Raw genomic sequence first — 16,298 nt, forward strand, 5'->3', positions numbered from 1 at the left:
CTCAAAACACCCGCTGCAAGCGGTAAACAACAACATGGAGAATACAATGGCCACTACTCAATCGAACAGCAAACCCTTCGGACGGACCATTCTCTTCGGAACGCTGACCGCCGCCTTCTACACGGGGTTCTTCGCTTACGGCGACACCATCGCCGCGCATTTCGCCCAGGGCTCCTTCTGGGCCGCCGGGCCCATCGCCACGGTCTTCGCCGTATCCTATCTGCACGGCGAGTTCGCAAGCAATCTGTGGTCCGTGCTCGGCATTTCCGCCATCCGCAAGGATACCCGCAAGACCGTCGAAGCTACCAAACGCCCGGCCCAGCGCCCTGTCCTCAACGCCTAAACGAAAGATACCGAGGAGACACCACCATGGATATTTTGAGCCTTGACCCCAGCAAATTCATAGATCTGAACGCAATGGCGATCACATTCCTGTTTCTGGTCGGATTCATCGGCGGACTGGTCAGCGGCTTTATCGGTTCGGGCGGAGCCTTCGTGCTCACTCCCGGCATGATGAGCCTGGGCGTGCCCGGCACGGTGGCCGTGGCCAGCAACATGTGTCACAAATTCCCCAAGGCCCTGGTCGGCGCCATCAAGCGCTTCCGCTACGGCCAGGTCGACGTAAAAATGGGCCTGATCATGGCCGCCTCGGCCGGCATCGGCGTGCAGATCGGCATCAAGATCCAGCAGGTGATCCTGGCCATGTGGGGCTCGGCCGGGTCCGATCTTTACGTCAGCACGTCATTTGTCCTGGTTCTGGTCCTGGTGGGCGGCTACGTCATGAAAGACGCCATCAAGTGCGCCCGCTGCGGCGGCGAGGAAGAGACCACTGCCCTGGCCAAGCGCCTGCAGAAGATCGAGCTGTGGCCCATGATCAACTTCCCGCGTTCGGGTCTGCGCATCTCCCTGTGGTTCACCCTGCCCGTGGGATTCGCCACCGGCATGCTGGCCGCGACCATCGCCGTGGGCGGCTTCATCGGCGTACCCGGCATGATCTACGTGCTCGGCGTGCCCGGCCTCATGGCCTCGGCCACCGAACTGGTCATCGCCTTCGCCATGGGCCTGGGTGGCTCCATCAACTGGGCCATGCACGGCATGGTCGACATCCGCCTCGTGCTCATCATCCTCGGCGGCTCGCTCCTGGGCGTGCAGCTCGGCGCCATCGGCACCACCTACGTCAAACCGCACATGATCAAGATGGTCATGGCCACCATCATGCTCATCGTCGCGGTCAGCCGCGGGCTGGCAATGCCCACCTACCTGACGAAGCTGGGCCTCATGAACGTCGGACCGGAGATGCTGGACCTCATGAACAAGGTCAGCTTCGCATCCATGTGCCTGGCGCTCCTGGTCGGCTCCGGCATCATCCTCGGCAGCATGTGGATCGGTCGCAGAACCCAGTTGGCCGAAGCCGCGTAACGCGCGCCAAGCCATCTCCCGGTTTACCCCTGTCCCAAACGACGAAACCCCGCGCTGCGGGGTTTCGTCGTTTGGTTCGAAATTCCGAACCAAAAGTAGCATTGGTGACGCAGGATACGGTCTGCTAGGCCAGCATCCGCACCACCCACCCCAGCGCCGCGCACCCGGCCAGGGTCGCGCCCATGCCGATCTTGAAGCGGGTCAGGGCCAGGAGCGCTCCCGCGCTGAGCATGAGTGCCCACACATCGAGGCTGCCAAGGCCCGGCACGGGCAGCTTGAGGCCCAGGGGGCCGTGCCAGGAGCCGACCTCGCCGAAAAGGGTGTGCAGCCCGAACCACAGGGACAGGTTCAGGATCACGCCGACCACGGCGGCCGTGACCCCGGCCAGGGCCGCGGACAGGTTGCGGTTGCCGCGAATAGCCTCCATGTAGGGCGCGCCCAGAAAAATCCACAGAAAGCAGGGCGTGAACGTGACCCAGACGGTCAGCGTTGCGCCAAGCGCTCCGGCCAGCAGGGGGTGCAGGGCTCCGGGGCTGGCGAAGGCGGCCATGAAGCCGACATATTCGAGCACCAGGATGAGCGGACCGGGGGTGGTCTCGGCCAGGGCCAGGCCGCTGATCATGTCCGCCGGGGAAAGCCAGCCATATCCCTCCACGGCCTGCTGGGCCACGTAACTCAGGACGGCGTAGGCCCCACCGAAGGTGACCACGGCCATCTTGCTGAAAAACACGGCCAGCCGGGCATAGACGTCATCCCACCCGAAGAGCAGGCCGATGACAAGGACCGGCCCGAGCCACAGCGGAACCCACGTCGCCAGCACGCGCAGACTGCGGGACGCACTGGGCCGGGCATGTTCGGGAACGTCCTCTTCCTCCTCGCAATGAACCGTGCAGGCCGGCTCCACCGTGCTCCTGGACTTGAGCCAGCCCAGCAGCGCGGCGCCAAAAACCACCAGCGGAAAGGGCACGTCGAACGCGAAGAGCGCCACAAAGGCGAAAGCGGCCAACCCCAGGGCGAACCTGGTCCTCATGGACTTGCCGCCTACCCGCAGCACCGCGCCAATGACAATGGCCAGCACGGCGGGCTTCAAGCCGTAAAAGAGCGCGTCCACCGCCGGAACCTGCCGGTAGGCCGCATACAGAGCGCTCAATGCCAGAATGACGAAAAATCCGGGCAGCACGAAGAGGGTCCCGGCCATGATCCCGCCCCAGGTGCCGTGCGTGAGCCAGCCGACGTAGGTGGCCAGCTGCTGAGCCTCGGGGCCGGGCAGGAAATGGCAATAGTTGAGGGCGTGCAGGAACCGGTCGTTCGAGATCCATTTTTTTTCCTCGACCAGGGTCTTGTGCATCATGGCGATCTGCCCGGCGGGACCGCCGAAGCTCAAGAGACCTATGCGCAGCCAGGTCCAGAAGGCTTCGGTCAGGGATGGGCGGGACGGCGAGTTGGTCATTGATTCACTCATGAGGGTTGATTTTGTCCTGGCTGCCGGCGCACCGTGCGCCGAAAATATTCCAACAGATCGTCGAAAACGCGCACCCCCTGCTCCAGCCGCTCCCAGTCCTGATCCGTGCGCAGGGTGATGCCGTTTATGAGCGCCCCGATCCCCGGAGATTCGGGACGCGCAGGCCTTGCCTCGTCCAGGTCCACATCATGGATGATGGCGGCGACGATCCCCAGGGCCGGGTCCGCGTCCAGACCAAAGCGGCGGACCATGACCTCGAAGGTGCACAGCTCGCCCTCGTGGGTGAACTCCGCACCAGGCATATCGAAGCGGAGGTCTTCGGCCGCCGCCGCTTCCCCGTCGAAACGGAACCGCGCCTGCGGGTCGATGAAGCGGCGGATGAGCCAGGCCGAGGCCATGCGGTCCACATGAATGCCGGGCCGGGTGACCCAGGTCCGCTTCACGTAGGCCGAGACATCAAGCAGCTCGGACCCGGACCCCATTCCATCACCGGACGTTCCGGCCAGTCGCAGCCAGCGCTGCGCGCCGTCCAGGATGCCTTCCACGGCCTCGCGGCCTGCGGCGCCGAAGAAATCGATGGCGCGCACCGCTTCGAAACGGGTTTGCATCTGATGCAGCCACCCGGCAACCTCTTCGCGCCGGGCAGCGTCCGCGTCACGGGCCTCGCCCAGATTCTCGAACACGGGCCGGGATTCGACCGCCAGCGCCCGATAGTCCTCGTCGCGGGCCTGAACGAAGAGCGACTCGATCTGGTCGTTGCCCATTCCTCCCGCCTGGACATCAAAGGACGCGGCGCAGACAAAGGCACGCCCGCCGCCGTCCTCGATCTCCTTGGCCAGCCACATCAGCCCATCCCGATGCGCCGCGTTGTCCGGCAGCACATAGACCGCATTCTTGATGGCCACCGCGCCCAGGGCCGCGAGCCTCCGCGCCACCTTGGCCCGCAGGTAAGGCGGCTTGGGCGGGATATTGTGGATGCATAAGATCCAGGGAGTCATTTCACTCTCCTTGCTCTTTCGCGCCCTGCGCTTCCCAGGCTACCAGGCCGCCTTCCAGAAAACGGACATCTATCCGCCTCCCCCGCAACGCGCCCTGCACGGACGTGCTGACCGAACCGCCCCGTACGCAATAGATGACCACCGGACGCTCGGGCGCAAGCTCCCCGGCCCACTGCTCGACCTGTTCCGGATCGCGCCACTGGGCGCCCCCGATCATGGGCCCTCCGCCATCACGGTCCGCAGCGCGGCGCACATCCAGAAGGGTCACCCGGCCCTGATCGAGCAAGGCTTTGAGTTCTGCGGGTGTTGTCGTGTCGGACATGGGATTCTCCTTGGTGTTTGTGTGTAAAAGAGCCGGGCAACCACCCGGAAGGTCTAGCCGCCGAAGTACTTCAGACAGTCGGCCATGGCCGCCTGATGGCTGGCCAGCTGCTTGCCGAAGCGGCATTTGAGGTCGTCCACGAGGTGCTCCACATATTCCTGGGCCGCCTCTTCGCCGTATTTCTCCCGGAACATGGCCGCATTGATCAGCACCTTGGAAAAATCATGGCGCTCGTACTTGGTCTCGGCGTTGTCGATCCACTCGTGCACCTCACGATATTCCTTGCCCGTTCTGGCCAAGCTGGATGCGATGTGTACGTTCAATTCAGGCATGATAAGTCTCCTTTTGTTGTCTGTATTTTGAATCTTCCGCTAGTGATCATTATGCTCAGGCACAGGCTCTTCCCGCACGCCGCGCAGAAAAACAGGGATGGCCAGGACAAGGACGAGCCCCATGGCCGAAAAGGCCGGGGCAAATCCGAACGTGGCCACCAGCAGGCCGCCCAGGATGGGTCCCGAGGCATGCCCCACGTCGAAAATGGTCCCGAAGGTGCCCATGGCCGCGCCGTAATGACGGGCCTGGCACATGTCGGCCACCAGGGCCGCTGACGAGGACGTCACGAAGGCTTCGCCGAACCCGAACAGGGCGCTGGCGAGCATCAGCGTCCAAAAACTCTGCAGGTGCCCCATGACCAGCATGGGCGCGGCGCACAGCAACAGCCCCGCGACGATAAGCGGCCTGCGCCCGAACCGATCCGAGACCCGTCCCATGACCGGCTTGGAAATGAGCGTCACCACCACCTGCGCGCCCCACAGCAGGCCGGCCTGAAAAACATTGAGCCCGGCCACGGTCACCGCATAAACGGGCAGAAAAGCTTCGAGCGCGCCCATGCTCATGTTCTGGAGCCCCTCCATGGACGAGGTCACCAGCACCCGCCTGTCGCCCAAAACCTGCCGCAAGCCGTTGGTAAATTGCCCGAACCGCTCGCCAAGGCTCCGGGTTTCGGCGGGCCGGTCGCCATCTTTAAGCGTGCGCAGACCAAGCAGCAACGCTCCCATGCCGAGCACCCCGCAGACCAGATACAGAATGCGGAAGTCACGGAGGACCGCCTCGCCCCCGCCGCTCAGGGCGTGCAGCAGCAATCCGCCCATGGGCGCGCCAAGAAGAGTGCCGAGAATGGTTACGGAGGAAAACCAGGACAACAGCTCGCCCTTGCGGCTCCCGGCCACGTCGGCCACCACGGCCATGGCTACAGGGCCGTATATGGCAGTGGCCAGGCCGTGCATGAAACGCACGACGACCAGGGCGGAATAGCTGGTGATGAAGAGATAGGCGAAAGGCAGCAGGCCGAAGACCACCAGCCCGGCGAGCATTGTCCGCTTGCGTCCGATGACATCGGACAGGGCTCCGGCAGGCATCTTGAACAAAATTCCCGTGACCGTGGAAATGCCTACGGCCAAACCGATAGCTTCGGGGCCTGCGCCCAGAAACATGGCAAAGAGCGGCAGGACCGGGTTGCGGGCCAGGGCGTAGGAGAAGCGGGCCAGGAAGGCCACCAGGCAAAGTTCGTGAAAGGTGCGCTCGTCATGTTTGGTCATGGGTTACCATCCGATGGATGCTTTCTCGGGCAGATCCGCAATCCGGCATAAGCCGCTGCTCCCGAGGTTGCTGAAAAAATAGTAACCACCGCCCAATATGTCAACTGTCATTTTTTAATTTTGTTAAAATATAGCAGTTGAAACACGAACAACTCCAAGCACTCATGCCTTAGGGTTTCAAGGCACGCGACGTCGCATCGAGCGGGCCACGAATGGCAGGAGCTTGCCATCAACACCGATATCCCGCCATGCTCCGACGCAGCTTCACTTCGGCCGGGCCGAACGCCAACATGCACCGCCCCACCTTGTCACACCTCTGTCACATTCGCCTCAACATCCTGTAACAAACTCCCCCTAGAAAGACCTCCAGCGCATGACGCAAACCTGAATCTGAAACACAAGCCAAGGAGGCACTCTCATGAACCGTTTTCTGAACAAAGCCATTTTTGCTCTGGCCCTGCTGCTGGTCGGCACGGGCATGGCCCATGCCCGCGATCAGGTCAAAATTTCCGGATCTTCCACGGTTTTCCCTTTTTCCAGCTACGTGGCTGAAGAGCTGGGCGCCACTACCAAATTCGCCGCGCCCGTGGTCGAGTCCACCGGTTCCGGCGGAGGCCACAAGCTTTTCGGCGCCGGCATGGGCGTGGGCACCCCCGACATCGCCAATTCCTCGCGCCGCATGAAGGACAGCGAGTTCGAGAACGCCGCCAAAAACGGCGTGACCGACATCACCGAAGCCAAGATCGGCTTTGACGGCATCGCCGTGGCCCAGAGCAAGGACAACGACCCCATGAGCATCTCCCTTGAAGAACTGGCTACCGCCGTGGCCGCCGACATCATGGTCGACGGCAAGCTCGTCCCCAACCCTTACAAGATGTGGAACGAGATCAACCCCCAGCTGCCCGCCCGCAAGATCGTCTTCTACGGCCCGCCCACCTCTTCCGGCACCCGTGATGCCTTCGAGGAAATGGTCGTCGAAAAGATCTTCGGCAAGAAGGAAGGCTATGAGAAGGGCTACCACGCGATCCGTCAGGACAACGCCTACGTGCCCGCCGGTGAGAACGACAACCTGATCGTACAGAAGCTGGCCAAGGACAAGGACGCATTCGGTATCTTCGGCTACAGCTTCCTGGAAGAAAACGCCGATTCCATACAGGGCGCGGCCATCAACGGCGTGACCCCGAATCCCGAGTCCGTCGCCTCCGGCCAGTACCCCATCTCCCGCTCCCTGTTCTTCTACGTCAAGAACGCCCACTACGACGCCATTCCCGGCCTGAAGGAATATGTGGAACTGTTCATGAGCGAGAAGATGATCGGCAAGGACGGCCTGCTGAAATCCATCGGCCTCATCCCGCTGCCCGATGCAGAGCGCGCAACGGCTCGCGAGAACGTGCTCTCCAAGAAGAAGCTGACCCTCGACGACCTGAAGAAATAGTCAAGAAAGAGAAACCTGCGAGGGGCCGAACCGTGAATGTGCGGATCGGCCCTTCGCCGCGCCCGACAACATGCGAGGAACCTCGTGACCACAACCTACCTGGCCCAATATCTGTTTACCGGGCTGTTGCCCCTGGCTCTGTTCGGCTATTTCCTTGGCCGCAGGAAAATTCGCAGCCAGCAGGACCCCAATGCCAGATACAAGGCATCGGAAAACCTGTTCGGCTGGTTCGCCGTCAGCAAGATGCTCATGCCCGCCGTGCTGATCAGCTTCATCGGCTCGGTTCTCGACCTCTTTGATCTGGTCGAAGTGCCCTGGCCCATGCTCGCGGCCTCAGCCCTGCTGCTGGGTGCCGGAAGCGTCTGGCTTGCGCTGAGGGCCATCCGTCCGAGTCTGCGGGTGCGCACGGCGCTGGAAAAGACCATCACCCGCATTCTGCTGGTGGCGTCGCTCATTTCCATCCTGACGACCATCGGCATCGTCATGTCCATCGTCTTCGAGGCGGTTCATTTTTTTCGCATCGTCAACTTCTGGGACTTCCTGACCGGAACGACCTGGAACCCCGACGCGGCGACCATTGACGATGACGGAAACATCCAGCCCCTCTTCGGGTCGGTACCACTTTTCGCGGGCACGTTCATGATCACGGCCATCGCCATGTGCGTGGCCATCCCCGTGGGCCTGTTGTCAGCCATCTGCATGTCCGAATACGCCTCGCTCACGGTCAGGCGGGTGGCCAAGCCCGCCCTGGAGATCCTGGCCGGAATCCCCACCGTTGTTTACGGATTCTTCGCGGCCATCACGGTCAGCCCCCTGATCGTGAGCCTGGCCGACAAGGTGGGCATCAGCGCCGACTACACCAACGCCCTCAGCCCTGGCCTGGTCATGGGCATCATGATCATCCCCCTGGTCTCGTCCCTGTCCGACGACGTGATCAGCTCCGTGCCGCAGAGCCTGCGCGAGGGGTCCCTGGCGCTCGGCGCCTATCCTTCCGAGACCATCAAGCGGGTGGTTCTGCCCGCCGCCCTGCCGGGCATCGTCTCGGCCTGCCTGCTGGCCGTGTCCCGCGCCGTCGGGGAAACCATGATCGTGGTCATGGCCGCGGGACTGCAGCCGAACCTGTCCTGGAACCCGCTGGTAGGCATGACCACGGTCAACGTACGCATCGTCGATGCCCTGACCGGCGATCAGGCCTTTGACAGCCCTGAGACGCTGTCCGCCTTCGGCCTTGGCCTGGTCCTCTTGGTCCTGACCCTGTGCCTGAATATCGTCTCCCTGACAGTCATTCGAAAGTTCCGCCAAAGGTACGAATAGGAGCCTCACATGAGCATGCCCATAGATCCGCGCAGCCTGCGCAAACGCAAAAACAAAGAGAGCCAGTTCAAAGCCCTCTCCTACATGGCCATTGCCGTTGCCGGAATTTTTCTGGTGGTCTTCTTCGCGGACATCATCCGTCAGGGATACACCGCCTTCATGCAAACGGAGATCCGAACCAACGTCACCTTTTCGCAATCGATCTTCGACGATCCCAGGTCCGCCCTGGACAGAAAGCTCATTCCCCTGGTCAGCCGCGGCGTGACCCGCATCCTGCCCATGCAGCTGCGCGAAAATCCGCAACTGCTGGGCACAACCTCCGAGGTCTGGGTGCTGGCCAACGCCGAGGTGGACCAATACATAAAGGGCAAGCCCAACCGTCTGAAGCCCAAGGAAATAGCCCAGGTAGACGAGCTTGTGGCCGAAGGCTCGATCAAGAAAGCCTTCAACGTCGGTTTCTTCACCAACGGCGACTCCAAGCTGGCGGAGATGGCGGGCATCCTGTCCGCGGCAGTGGGCACGCTCTACCTGCTGGGCATCACCTTCATCTTCAGCTTCCCGGCCGGAGTCATGGCCGCCATTTATCTGGAGGAGTTCGCTCCGGACAACCGGCTCATGCACATCGTCGAGGTCAACATCAACAACCTCGCCGCCATCCCGTCCATCCTCTTCGGTCTTTTGGGACTTGCGATCTTCATCAATTTCATGGGCTTGCCGCGCTCTTCCGCCCTGGTCGGCGGACTGACCCTTGCGCTCATGACCCTGCCGGTCATCATCATCTCCACCCGCGCGGCCATCCGGGCCATTCCGGACTCCATCCGCGAGGGCGCCCTGGCCCTGGGCGCAACCCACTGGCAGGTGGTCTGGGACCACATCCTGCCCCTGTCCCTGCCCGGCATCCTGACCGGAACCATCATCGGCCTGGCCCGCGCCATCGGCGAGACCGCGCCGCTCCTCATCATCGGCATGGTCGCCTACATCCAGGACATGCCGCGCGGGCTGACCAGCGCGGCCACCGTGCTTCCGGCCCAGATCTACGTCTGGTCCTCGGAATCCATCCGCGCCTTCACCGAGCGCACTTCCGCCGGCATCATCGTCCTTCTGGTCGTGCTCTTGTCCATGAACGCCCTGGCCATCCTGCTGCGCAACAAATACGAGCGCAAATGGTAGATTGCCCCGGCTAAAAAGCCACAGGGAAGGACTGCGGTTCTTCCCTTTTTTTGGCCCCCGCCCCGAGGCGTCCCAGGCCGCGCGGATCAACCCGGAGGCGTTGCCACTCTTCGGCCTTTGGGATAGCCCCTCTGGGGCCATGGAGGTCACAATGCCAACTCTTCCCGAAGACAAACTGGTCCGGGGGCAGGTCTATCTCTGCCAGACCGGGCCGTGCGTATCCTGCGGCAGCTGCTGCGGACTCTACAACATGGCGGATCTCTCACGAGAGCACCTGCGGGCCATTCTGGCCGAGCGCACGAACACCTTCGCCGGGGTCCCGCGCACCATCGACGACATCCTCGCCTTCGAACAAGAGCGCATGCGCGTAGAAGGCGCGGATGCGCCCATCGCGGATTTCCATCACTGCTTCTTTGTCGGGCTGATCCAGGATGGTGGGGAGCGGGTCGGCTGCCTGCTGCACCCGCTGGCTTCGGGAAACGGGGGGATTGATTGGCGGGGCCTCAGCTTTTACGGCGGGGCGGCCTGCAAACACTTCTTCTGCCCAAGCTATGACCAGCTTGCGGCGCGGTTCAAGCGCATCGCGCGCGAGGTGCTTGAGGATTGGTACGAATACGGACTGATCATCCCGGAGCACCGCTTTCTGGAGGCGGCCCTGGGAGCCGTCGAGAGTCGTCTGGGTTTCTCCCTTGATGCGGCCACGATGACCCCGGAAGAAAAAACGGCCTTGGCGGAGCTGCTGCGTCTCAAACTGCACTGGCCCTTCCGTGACACGAAGAGGGCGCTGGCCTGGAATTTTTTCAGCACCAGGGACACCAAGCGCACGGCGCTGCTGGAAAACAAACCAGCCGATGACCCACAAATCCATCAGATCCTGCATGAACTGGACACGCTGCCTGAACATGCGCAGGCGGCGGAGAAACTGCTGCACGAGCTGCTGAGCCGGGTCGCAAGAACCTTGAGCCCAAAATGAAAGGACCGGCGCGAAGGCCGGTCCTTGGGGTGAGCTGCGGCGGATTGTCCGCCAAGGTCTTTAGTCGACGTGAATGTCGATGGCCTTGGGTTCCGTCTTTTCGGTCTTGGGCAGGTGCAGGTGCAGCATGCCATCCTTGAAGACCGCCTTGATGGCTTCCGGATCGACATTCTCCGGTACGGTGAAACGGCGCATGAAGGTTCCCGTGAACCGCTCGACGCGGTGGAACTTCTTGTCCTTTTCTTCCTTCTCGGTCTTGCGCTCACCCTGAATGGTCAACACTCCGTTCTCCAGCGACACCTTGACATGGTCCTTTTCCACGCCGGGAATATCGGCCTTGATCAAAAACTCGGTTTCGGTCTCGGCTATATCCACCCGCGGGGTCCAGTCGCTGGGTGCGAGGGCCTCCTGGCCTCCGCGCGGCCATCCCACGGCCTTGGTGTACCGATCGAACATGTCCTCGATTTCCCGCCAGGGATCCCATTTCATCAGTGTCATGGCCAACCTCCTTCCGTGACCAGCTTGAATTGATTTCACGGTCCGTGACGCTCCCGGATCGCATAAAAAATAAAACGCTCAGGCCGTCAGTCAAGGGAGAAGGAGCCCGGAAATGACGGCTCTTAAAGGCCTCAAGCCAACGTTTCCCGTGTTGTCACATTGCTGTCCCGGCCAGGTATGCGGCCAGGGCCAGGGCGTAGAACTTGGAGCGGTCGGAGTCCCCGCGCGAGGGCACGACCAGGGGATAGCTCGCGCCGACCACGATCCCGGCCATGGGCAGGTCCATGAGGCTGGTCACGGCCTTGTAAAGCACGTTGCCGGTGACGATGTTGGGCGCGCAGAGAATGTCGGCCCGGCCCGCGGCGGGATGGTCAACGCCCTTGGCCCGCGCCTTGTCCGTGGAAACGGCGATATCCAGGGCAAAAGGCCCGCCGACCACCGCGTCGCCAAAGATGCCCATGCGGCAGAGCTTGGCCAGAATGTCGGCATCCTTGCTTGAGACCATGTCGTTGTAGGAGACTTTTTCCGTGGCCGAGAGCACGGCCACCTTGGGCGGATCCATGCCCAGCTTTTTGGCCACGGCGACGGCGTTGTTGATGATGTCGATCTTGCGCGTCAGCGAAGGCGCTATGTTGACGCCCGCGTCGGTCACGATCAGAAGCCGCTCCTCGCGCGGGTGCGGGAACACCCCGATATGGCTGAGGAGCCCATCGCTCCCGCGCTTGCGGCCCAGCACGGCCCGCAGCAGCACATCGGTCTTGACCCCGCCCTTCATCAGAAACTGGGCGCGGCCGTCTTGCAGCAGGTCGAGGCTCGCCGCAAGGGCTTTCTTGTCGTCCGGTTCGTGCAGACATTCGAAGGCGTCGACATTCTCGCTTGCCAGCTCCGGCAAACCGCGCATGCGCTCCACGTCCCCGACAAAAACCGGCTCGGCCAGCCCCTGCCGCGCGGCTTCAAGTCCGGCCAGCACCGCGTTGGCCTCGGCGCAGGCCGCGATGACAACGCGCACCGGCGTCTTGCGGGAACGGACCAGTTCCACCATCCGCTCCAGGGAGCGCACCGGCCCGGCCATCAGGCGTCTCCCCGAGACAGGGCGATGAGCCCGGTGCGGCTCAGGGACTGGATGCCGTGCGGAGCCAGGGTGCGGATGAGCCCGGCGACCTTGCCCTGGGGGGCGGCAAGCTCGGCGGAGATGGTCTCGTTGCCCATGTCGACGACGTTGGCCCGGAAGACCTCGAAGATCTGCAGGATCTGGCTGACGGTATCCTTCGTGATGCGGACCTTGATCATGACCAGCTCGCGGTCCATGAGATCCTGCCCCGAGAGGTCCTCCAGGCGCAGCACGAAATCCAGGGAGGCGATCTCGTCGGTCACGGCAGTGATCTTTCCTTCGTCCGGCTCGACGCAGATGATCATGCGCGAGACATCCTCGCGCTCGGTCTCCCCGCAGGAAATGGAGCGGATGTTGATGTCGTGGCGCTGAAAAGCCTGGGCCATGGCGGCCAGAACGCCGGGCTCATTCCGGACCAGGGTGGAGATGGTGTGACGCATGGGAGGCTCCTCGGTTTCGGGTTCGACGCGCGGAAGTATCACGGGCCGGATTGCCGGGCAACCCGGCCGTGATCCTAGGCGTTCCAGTCCAGAATGACCTTGCCCGACTTGCCTGTGCGCATGACGTCGAAGCCTTTCTGGAAATCCTCGGCCGCGAAGTTGTGGGTGATGACCGGGCTCATGTCCAGGCCGCTCTGCAGCATGGCCGTCATCTTGTACCAGGTCTCGAACATTTCGCGGCCATAAATGCCTTTGAGCTTGAGGCCCTTGAAGACGACCTGGCCCCAATCGATGGCCGTGTCGTCGGGCATGATGCCCAAAAGCGCAATGTGTCCGCCATGGTTCATCTGCGCGAGCATTTCCCGGAAGGCGTGGGGGTTGCCGGACATCTCCAGGCCCACGTCGAAGCCTTCGGCCATGTGCAGATCGGCCATGACCGAGGCCAGGGATTCGCTGCCGACGTTGACGGCGCGGCTAACGCCCATCTTGCGGGCCAGGTCCAGACGATAGTCGTTGACGTCGGTGATGACCACGTGGCGGGCTCCGCAGAAGCGGGCGATGCCGGCGGCCATGATGCCGATGGGCCCGGCCCCGGTGATGAGCACGTCCTCGCCGACCAGATCGAAGGACAGGGCCGTGTGCGTGGCGTTGCCCAGGGGATCGAGCATGGCCGCCACGTCGCCGGAGATGGTGTCCGGGACCTTGAAGGCGTTGACGGCCGGAACGCAGACGTACTCCGCGAAACAGCCGGGGCGGTTGACGCCCACGCCGATGGCGTTGCGGCAGAGGTGGCGCTTGCCCGCCTTGCAGTTGCGGCAATGGCCGCAGGTGATATGCCCTTCGGCAGAAACCCGGTCCCCGACTTTAAGCCCGCGGACCTCGGAGCCGACCTCCACGATGCGCCCCACGAATTCGTGGCCGACGACCATAGGCACGGGAATCGTCTTGGCGGCCCAGGCGTCCCAATTGTAGATATGGATGTCGGTGCCGCAGATGGCGGTCTTGCCGACCTTGATCAGGATATCGTTATGGCCGACCTCGGGCACGGGAATCTCTTCCATCCAGATCCCGACCTCGGCTTTGGCTTTAACCAATGCTTTCATTTTTTCCATTTTTCCTTGTCCTCTCTTCGTTCACTGAATGAAATACAAAATTTAGCGTTCCCCAGGGAGTGTCGGGGTGCCGGGATGGCGGCTCGTCAACTGTCTGACTGAATCTTGAAGATGGCTTGACTTCGGAAACAGTCCCTAGTGCCTCATTGAATAAAGCATTCATACTTTACGCGCCTGTCCGGGCAGCGTCGCTCAAGGCTTTGCGGGTTGCCGGGATGGCGGGGCGCCGACTGTCTGACCGAGCCAGGCATCGTTTGTCGCATTGTCGCGTTACGCCCGAAGTACAAGCCGCTGTTCGACAGCAGCGACAATGCGACTCTACGAGGCCGGCGAGGGAGTTTCGGCGGCTCGCCATCCCGGCAACCCGCAAAGCCTCCCCCGTCCTGCCCCGTCCCGTCTTTCAGCTCGCCCCTCAAATCACTCCCAGTTCCTTCCCGACTTTCACAAACGCCGCCACCGCCTGTTCCAGCTGCTCCCGCGTATGCGCCGCGCTCATCTGGGTGCGGATCCGGGCCTTGCCCTGGGGCACCACCGGGAAGCTGAAGCCGACCACGTAAATTCCCTCTTCCAGCATGCGCGCCGCCATGCGCTGGGCCAGCACCGCATCACCGAGCATGACCGGAATGATGGGATGCTCGCCCGGAGCCAGTGTGAATCCGGCCTTTGTCATGGCTTCCCGGAAGTATCGGCTGTTCTCTTCCAGTCTCACGCGCAGTTCCGGCTCTTCCCGGATCAGGTCGAGCACGGCCAAGGATGTGGCCGTGATGACCGGGGCCAGCGTATTGGAAAACAAATACGGCCGGGAGCGCTGCCGCAGCCACTCCACGATCTCCTTGCGCCCGGAGGTGTAGCCGCCGGAGGCCCCGCCCAGAGCCTTGCCCAGGGTGCCGGTGATGATGTCCACCCGGCCCATGACCCCGCAATGCTCGTGGCTGCCGCGCCCATTCTCGCCCATAAAGCCTACGGCGTGGGAATCGTCGACCATGACCAGGGCGTCGTATTTATCGGCCAGGTCACAGATGGCCTTCAAATTGGCGATGTGCCCATCCATGGAAAAAACGCCGTCGGTGACGATGAGCCTGTAGCGGCAATCCGCGGCATCTTTGAGCTGTGCTTCCAGGTCGGCCATGTCATTGCTCGCGTATCGATAGCGTTTGGCCTTGCACAGCCGCACCCCGTCGATGATGGAGGCATGATTCAAGGCGTCGCTGATGACCGCGTCCTCGGCCCCGAGCAGGGTCTCGAAGAGGCCGCCGTTGGCGTCGAAGCAGGAGCTGTACAGGATGGTGTCGTCGGTACCCAGAAACTCGGACAGCCTGTTTTCAAGCTCCTTGTGCACGTCCTGGGTGCCGCAGATGAAACGCACCGAGGACAGACCATAACCCCAGTGGTCCAGGGCATCGTGCGCGGCCGCAACCAGGCGTTTGTCGCCAGCCAGGCCGAGATAGTTGTTGGCGCAGAAATTGAGCACTTCGCCTCCACCGGCCACGGAGATGCGCGCCCCCTGGGGTGAGGTGATGACCCGTTCCGCCTTGAAGAGCCCCTTTTCCCGCAATTCCTCTGTCTGCCGCGCCAGATCTTCCAGTATTCGCTTCATGCCGCCTCCCCGTAAAATTTCGATTTCCGCAATTTTATCACCGTAAAATTTCTTGTCAACGAATTGAAAGGCAATATATTAACGAATAAATCAATTAGCAACCCTCTCCAGACCCGTCCGCCCGGATTTTGTCTTTCAGGCCGGACTGGGCTAAACGCTCACGCGGGAGCATAAACGTGAACGAAAAAGAAATCACCCTGGATCACACGGACCGCCAGATCATCGCCGCCTTGCAGGAAAACGGACGCGAATCCTACAAGAGCATCGCCCAGCGCCTGGGCGTGTCCGACGGCACGGTGCGGCTGCGCACGGAGCGGCTGCTGAAAAGCGGTTACCTGCGCATCTCGGCGTCGGTGAACCCGATGTTCTTCGAGGACGGCCTGACCGCCACCGTGGGAGTCAGTCTTGAGGGACGGGCCAATGCACAGATCATGCAGGCCATTGCGGATCTTGAGGGGGTGCAGTCCGTGTCCAACGTCTCGGGCCGCTTCGACCTCTTGGTCGAGATCCATGTGGCTTCCCGCAGCGATCTGCGCCGCTTTCTGGTCGACGACCTCTCGGCCCTCGGCGCGGTCCAGAACACCGAGACCTTCCTTTATCTGGAAACCATCAACAAATGGGTGCAGCAGCGCCAGGAAGACACCAAATGAGCCACATCCTGCACGGATTCACGGACCCCAACTATCTGGAAGCGTTGATCGCCAAGGCCGAAACCCAGTTGCGCGAAGCGGAAAACGAAGAGGACCGGCAGCGGTTCGCCGCCTATCTGGACGTGTTGAAAGGATGGAAGGAAAAAATCACGGCGAGCCAGGATGTCTGCTCGCCCGATGCAAACGAATCGAAATAAAG

General features: G+C 62.2%; 18 protein-coding genes. 8 read left to right on the forward strand and 10 right to left on the reverse strand.

Annotated elements, in window-relative coordinates; genetic code table 11:
* Nucleotides 1-46: 46 nt before the first annotated feature.
* Together DBAC_RS13360 and DBAC_RS13365 are read left to right on the forward strand one after the other, a co-directional pair.
* Complete coding sequence (locus tag DBAC_RS13360; RefSeq protein ID WP_015774838.1) at nt 47-343, forward strand: hypothetical protein; 297 nt, start codon at nt 47-49, stop codon at nt 341-343.
* A 26-nt stretch (nt 344-369) separates the two neighbouring features.
* Entirely contained in the window at nt 370-1,419 is a 1,050-nt protein-coding gene (locus DBAC_RS13365; RefSeq protein ID WP_015774839.1) for a sulfite exporter TauE/SafE family protein, read from the forward strand.
* A 124-nt stretch (nt 1,420-1,543) separates the two neighbouring features.
* Here DBAC_RS13365 and chrA read toward each other — a convergent pair whose 3' ends face one another.
* From chrA to DBAC_RS13390, 5 genes are read right to left on the reverse strand one after another with little or no spacing between them, the layout of a single operon-like run.
* A complete protein-coding gene (gene chrA, locus DBAC_RS13370) occupies nt 1,544-2,881 on the reverse strand; it encodes a chromate efflux transporter (protein ID WP_043811030.1) in 1,338 nt (445 codons plus the stop codon).
* Entirely contained in the window at nt 2,878-3,879 is a 1,002-nt protein-coding gene (locus tag DBAC_RS13375) for a chromate resistance protein ChrB domain-containing protein (RefSeq protein WP_015774841.1), read from the reverse strand. The genes chrA and DBAC_RS13375 overlap by 4 nt, the downstream gene beginning before the upstream one ends.
* Nucleotide 3,880: 1 nt before the next feature.
* Entirely contained in the window at nt 3,881-4,201 is a 321-nt protein-coding gene (locus DBAC_RS13380; RefSeq protein ID WP_015774842.1) for a rhodanese-like domain-containing protein, read from the reverse strand.
* A 53-nt stretch (nt 4,202-4,254) separates the two neighbouring features.
* On the reverse strand, nt 4,255-4,533 hold the full coding sequence (locus tag DBAC_RS13385; protein ID WP_015774843.1) for a hypothetical protein: 279 nt from the start codon (nt 4,531-4,533) through the stop codon (nt 4,255-4,257).
* 39 nt (nt 4,534-4,572) lie between these two features.
* Entirely contained in the window at nt 4,573-5,799 is a 1,227-nt protein-coding gene (locus DBAC_RS13390) for an MFS transporter (protein ID WP_015774844.1), read from the reverse strand.
* Nucleotides 5,800-6,217: 418 nt separating this feature from the next.
* Between DBAC_RS13390 and DBAC_RS13395 the strand changes: the two genes are divergently transcribed.
* The 4 genes from DBAC_RS13395 to DBAC_RS18065 all read left to right on the forward strand — a co-directional run bounded on the left by DBAC_RS13395 (nt 6,218) and on the right by DBAC_RS18065 (nt 10,691).
* Nucleotides 6,218-7,234, forward strand: a complete 1,017-nt coding sequence (locus DBAC_RS13395) for a PstS family phosphate ABC transporter substrate-binding protein (protein ID WP_015774845.1) — start codon at nt 6,218-6,220, stop codon at nt 7,232-7,234.
* Between the two features lie 84 nt (nt 7,235-7,318).
* The gene (gene pstC / locus DBAC_RS13400; RefSeq protein ID WP_015774846.1) at nt 7,319-8,548 is read left to right on the forward strand and encodes a phosphate ABC transporter permease subunit PstC; all 1,230 of its coding nucleotides are present in this window, start codon (nt 7,319-7,321) and stop codon (nt 8,546-8,548) included.
* 9 nt (nt 8,549-8,557) lie between these two features.
* Nucleotides 8,558-9,718 carry a phosphate ABC transporter permease PstA gene (pstA, locus tag DBAC_RS13405; RefSeq protein WP_015774847.1) on the forward strand — a complete coding sequence of 387 codons (1,161 nt, stop codon included), beginning with the start codon at nt 8,558-8,560 and terminating at the stop codon, nt 9,716-9,718.
* Between the two features lie 151 nt (nt 9,719-9,869).
* Nucleotides 9,870-10,691: a hypothetical protein gene (locus DBAC_RS18065; RefSeq protein ID WP_015774848.1), complete on the forward strand. Its 822-nt coding sequence runs from the start codon at nt 9,870-9,872 to the stop codon at nt 10,689-10,691.
* A gap of 60 nt (nt 10,692-10,751) precedes the next feature.
* On the opposite strand, the gene DBAC_RS13415 is transcribed toward DBAC_RS18065, so the two are convergent.
* The 5 genes from DBAC_RS13415 to DBAC_RS13435 form a co-directional block, all read right to left on the reverse strand.
* Complete coding sequence (locus DBAC_RS13415; RefSeq protein WP_015774849.1) at nt 10,752-11,189, reverse strand: Hsp20/alpha crystallin family protein; 438 nt, start codon at nt 11,187-11,189, stop codon at nt 10,752-10,754.
* Between the two features lie 154 nt (nt 11,190-11,343).
* On the reverse strand, nt 11,344-12,261 hold the full coding sequence (locus DBAC_RS13420) for a phosphate acyltransferase (RefSeq protein ID WP_015774850.1): 918 nt from the start codon (nt 12,259-12,261) through the stop codon (nt 11,344-11,346).
* Nucleotides 12,261-12,740: an acetolactate synthase small subunit gene (ilvN, locus tag DBAC_RS13425; RefSeq protein WP_015774851.1), complete on the reverse strand. Its 480-nt coding sequence runs from the start codon at nt 12,738-12,740 to the stop codon at nt 12,261-12,263. The genes DBAC_RS13420 and ilvN overlap by 1 nt, the downstream gene beginning before the upstream one ends.
* Nucleotides 12,741-12,814: 74 nt before the next feature.
* Nucleotides 12,815-13,852, reverse strand: a complete 1,038-nt coding sequence (gene tdh, locus DBAC_RS13430) for an L-threonine 3-dehydrogenase (RefSeq protein WP_015774852.1) — start codon at nt 13,850-13,852, stop codon at nt 12,815-12,817.
* A 412-nt stretch (nt 13,853-14,264) separates the two neighbouring features.
* A complete protein-coding gene (locus DBAC_RS13435) occupies nt 14,265-15,449 on the reverse strand; it encodes a glycine C-acetyltransferase (RefSeq protein WP_015774853.1) in 1,185 nt (394 codons plus the stop codon).
* Nucleotides 15,450-15,625: 176 nt separating this feature from the next.
* On the opposite strand from DBAC_RS13435, the gene DBAC_RS13440 reads away from it, so the two are divergent.
* Both DBAC_RS13440 and DBAC_RS13445 read left to right on the forward strand, forming a co-directional pair.
* Nucleotides 15,626-16,099 carry an Lrp/AsnC family transcriptional regulator gene (locus DBAC_RS13440; RefSeq protein ID WP_015774854.1) on the forward strand — a complete coding sequence of 158 codons (474 nt, stop codon included), beginning with the start codon at nt 15,626-15,628 and terminating at the stop codon, nt 16,097-16,099.
* Nucleotides 16,096-16,296, forward strand: a complete 201-nt coding sequence (locus DBAC_RS13445) for a hypothetical protein (RefSeq protein WP_043811039.1) — start codon at nt 16,096-16,098, stop codon at nt 16,294-16,296. Before DBAC_RS13440 ends, DBAC_RS13445 begins: the two co-directional genes overlap by 4 nt.
* Nucleotides 16,297-16,298 lie beyond the last annotated feature (2 nt).

The organism is Desulfomicrobium baculatum DSM 4028, assembly GCF_000023225.1.
GTDB classification, from domain to species: Bacteria; Desulfobacterota; Desulfovibrionia; order Desulfovibrionales; family Desulfomicrobiaceae; genus Desulfomicrobium; species Desulfomicrobium baculatum.

Bases quoted from the DNA above. Each gene is read 5' to 3' on its own strand.
- DBAC_RS13360 (WP_015774838.1), top strand. From the start codon at position 47: ATGGCCACTACTCAATCGAACAGCAAACCCTTCGGACGGACCATTCTC.
- DBAC_RS13365 (WP_015774839.1), top strand. From the start codon at position 370: ATGGATATTTTGAGCCTTGACCCCAGCAAATTCATAGATCTGAACGCA.
- chrA (WP_043811030.1), bottom strand. From the start codon at position 2,881: ATGAGTGAATCAATGACCAACTCGCCGTCCCGCCCATCCCTGACCGAA.
- DBAC_RS13375 (WP_015774841.1), bottom strand. From the start codon at position 3,879: ATGACTCCCTGGATCTTATGCATCCACAATATCCCGCCCAAGCCGCCT.
- DBAC_RS13380 (WP_015774842.1), bottom strand. From the start codon at position 4,201: ATGTCCGACACGACAACACCCGCAGAACTCAAAGCCTTGCTCGATCAG.
- DBAC_RS13385 (WP_015774843.1), bottom strand. From the start codon at position 4,533: ATGCCTGAATTGAACGTACACATCGCATCCAGCTTGGCCAGAACGGGC.
- DBAC_RS13390 (WP_015774844.1), bottom strand. From the start codon at position 5,799: ATGACCAAACATGACGAGCGCACCTTTCACGAACTTTGCCTGGTGGCC.
- DBAC_RS13395 (WP_015774845.1), top strand. From the start codon at position 6,218: ATGAACCGTTTTCTGAACAAAGCCATTTTTGCTCTGGCCCTGCTGCTG.
- pstA (WP_015774847.1), top strand. From the start codon at position 8,558: ATGAGCATGCCCATAGATCCGCGCAGCCTGCGCAAACGCAAAAACAAA.
- DBAC_RS18065 (WP_015774848.1), top strand. From the start codon at position 9,870: ATGCCAACTCTTCCCGAAGACAAACTGGTCCGGGGGCAGGTCTATCTC.
- DBAC_RS13415 (WP_015774849.1), bottom strand. From the start codon at position 11,189: ATGACACTGATGAAATGGGATCCCTGGCGGGAAATCGAGGACATGTTC.
- DBAC_RS13420 (WP_015774850.1), bottom strand. From the start codon at position 12,261: ATGGCCGGGCCGGTGCGCTCCCTGGAGCGGATGGTGGAACTGGTCCGT.
- ilvN (WP_015774851.1), bottom strand. From the start codon at position 12,740: ATGCGTCACACCATCTCCACCCTGGTCCGGAATGAGCCCGGCGTTCTG.
- tdh (WP_015774852.1), bottom strand. From the start codon at position 13,852: ATGGAAAAAATGAAAGCATTGGTTAAAGCCAAAGCCGAGGTCGGGATC.
- DBAC_RS13435 (WP_015774853.1), bottom strand. From the start codon at position 15,449: ATGAAGCGAATACTGGAAGATCTGGCGCGGCAGACAGAGGAATTGCGG.
- DBAC_RS13445 (WP_043811039.1), top strand. From the start codon at position 16,096: ATGAGCCACATCCTGCACGGATTCACGGACCCCAACTATCTGGAAGCG.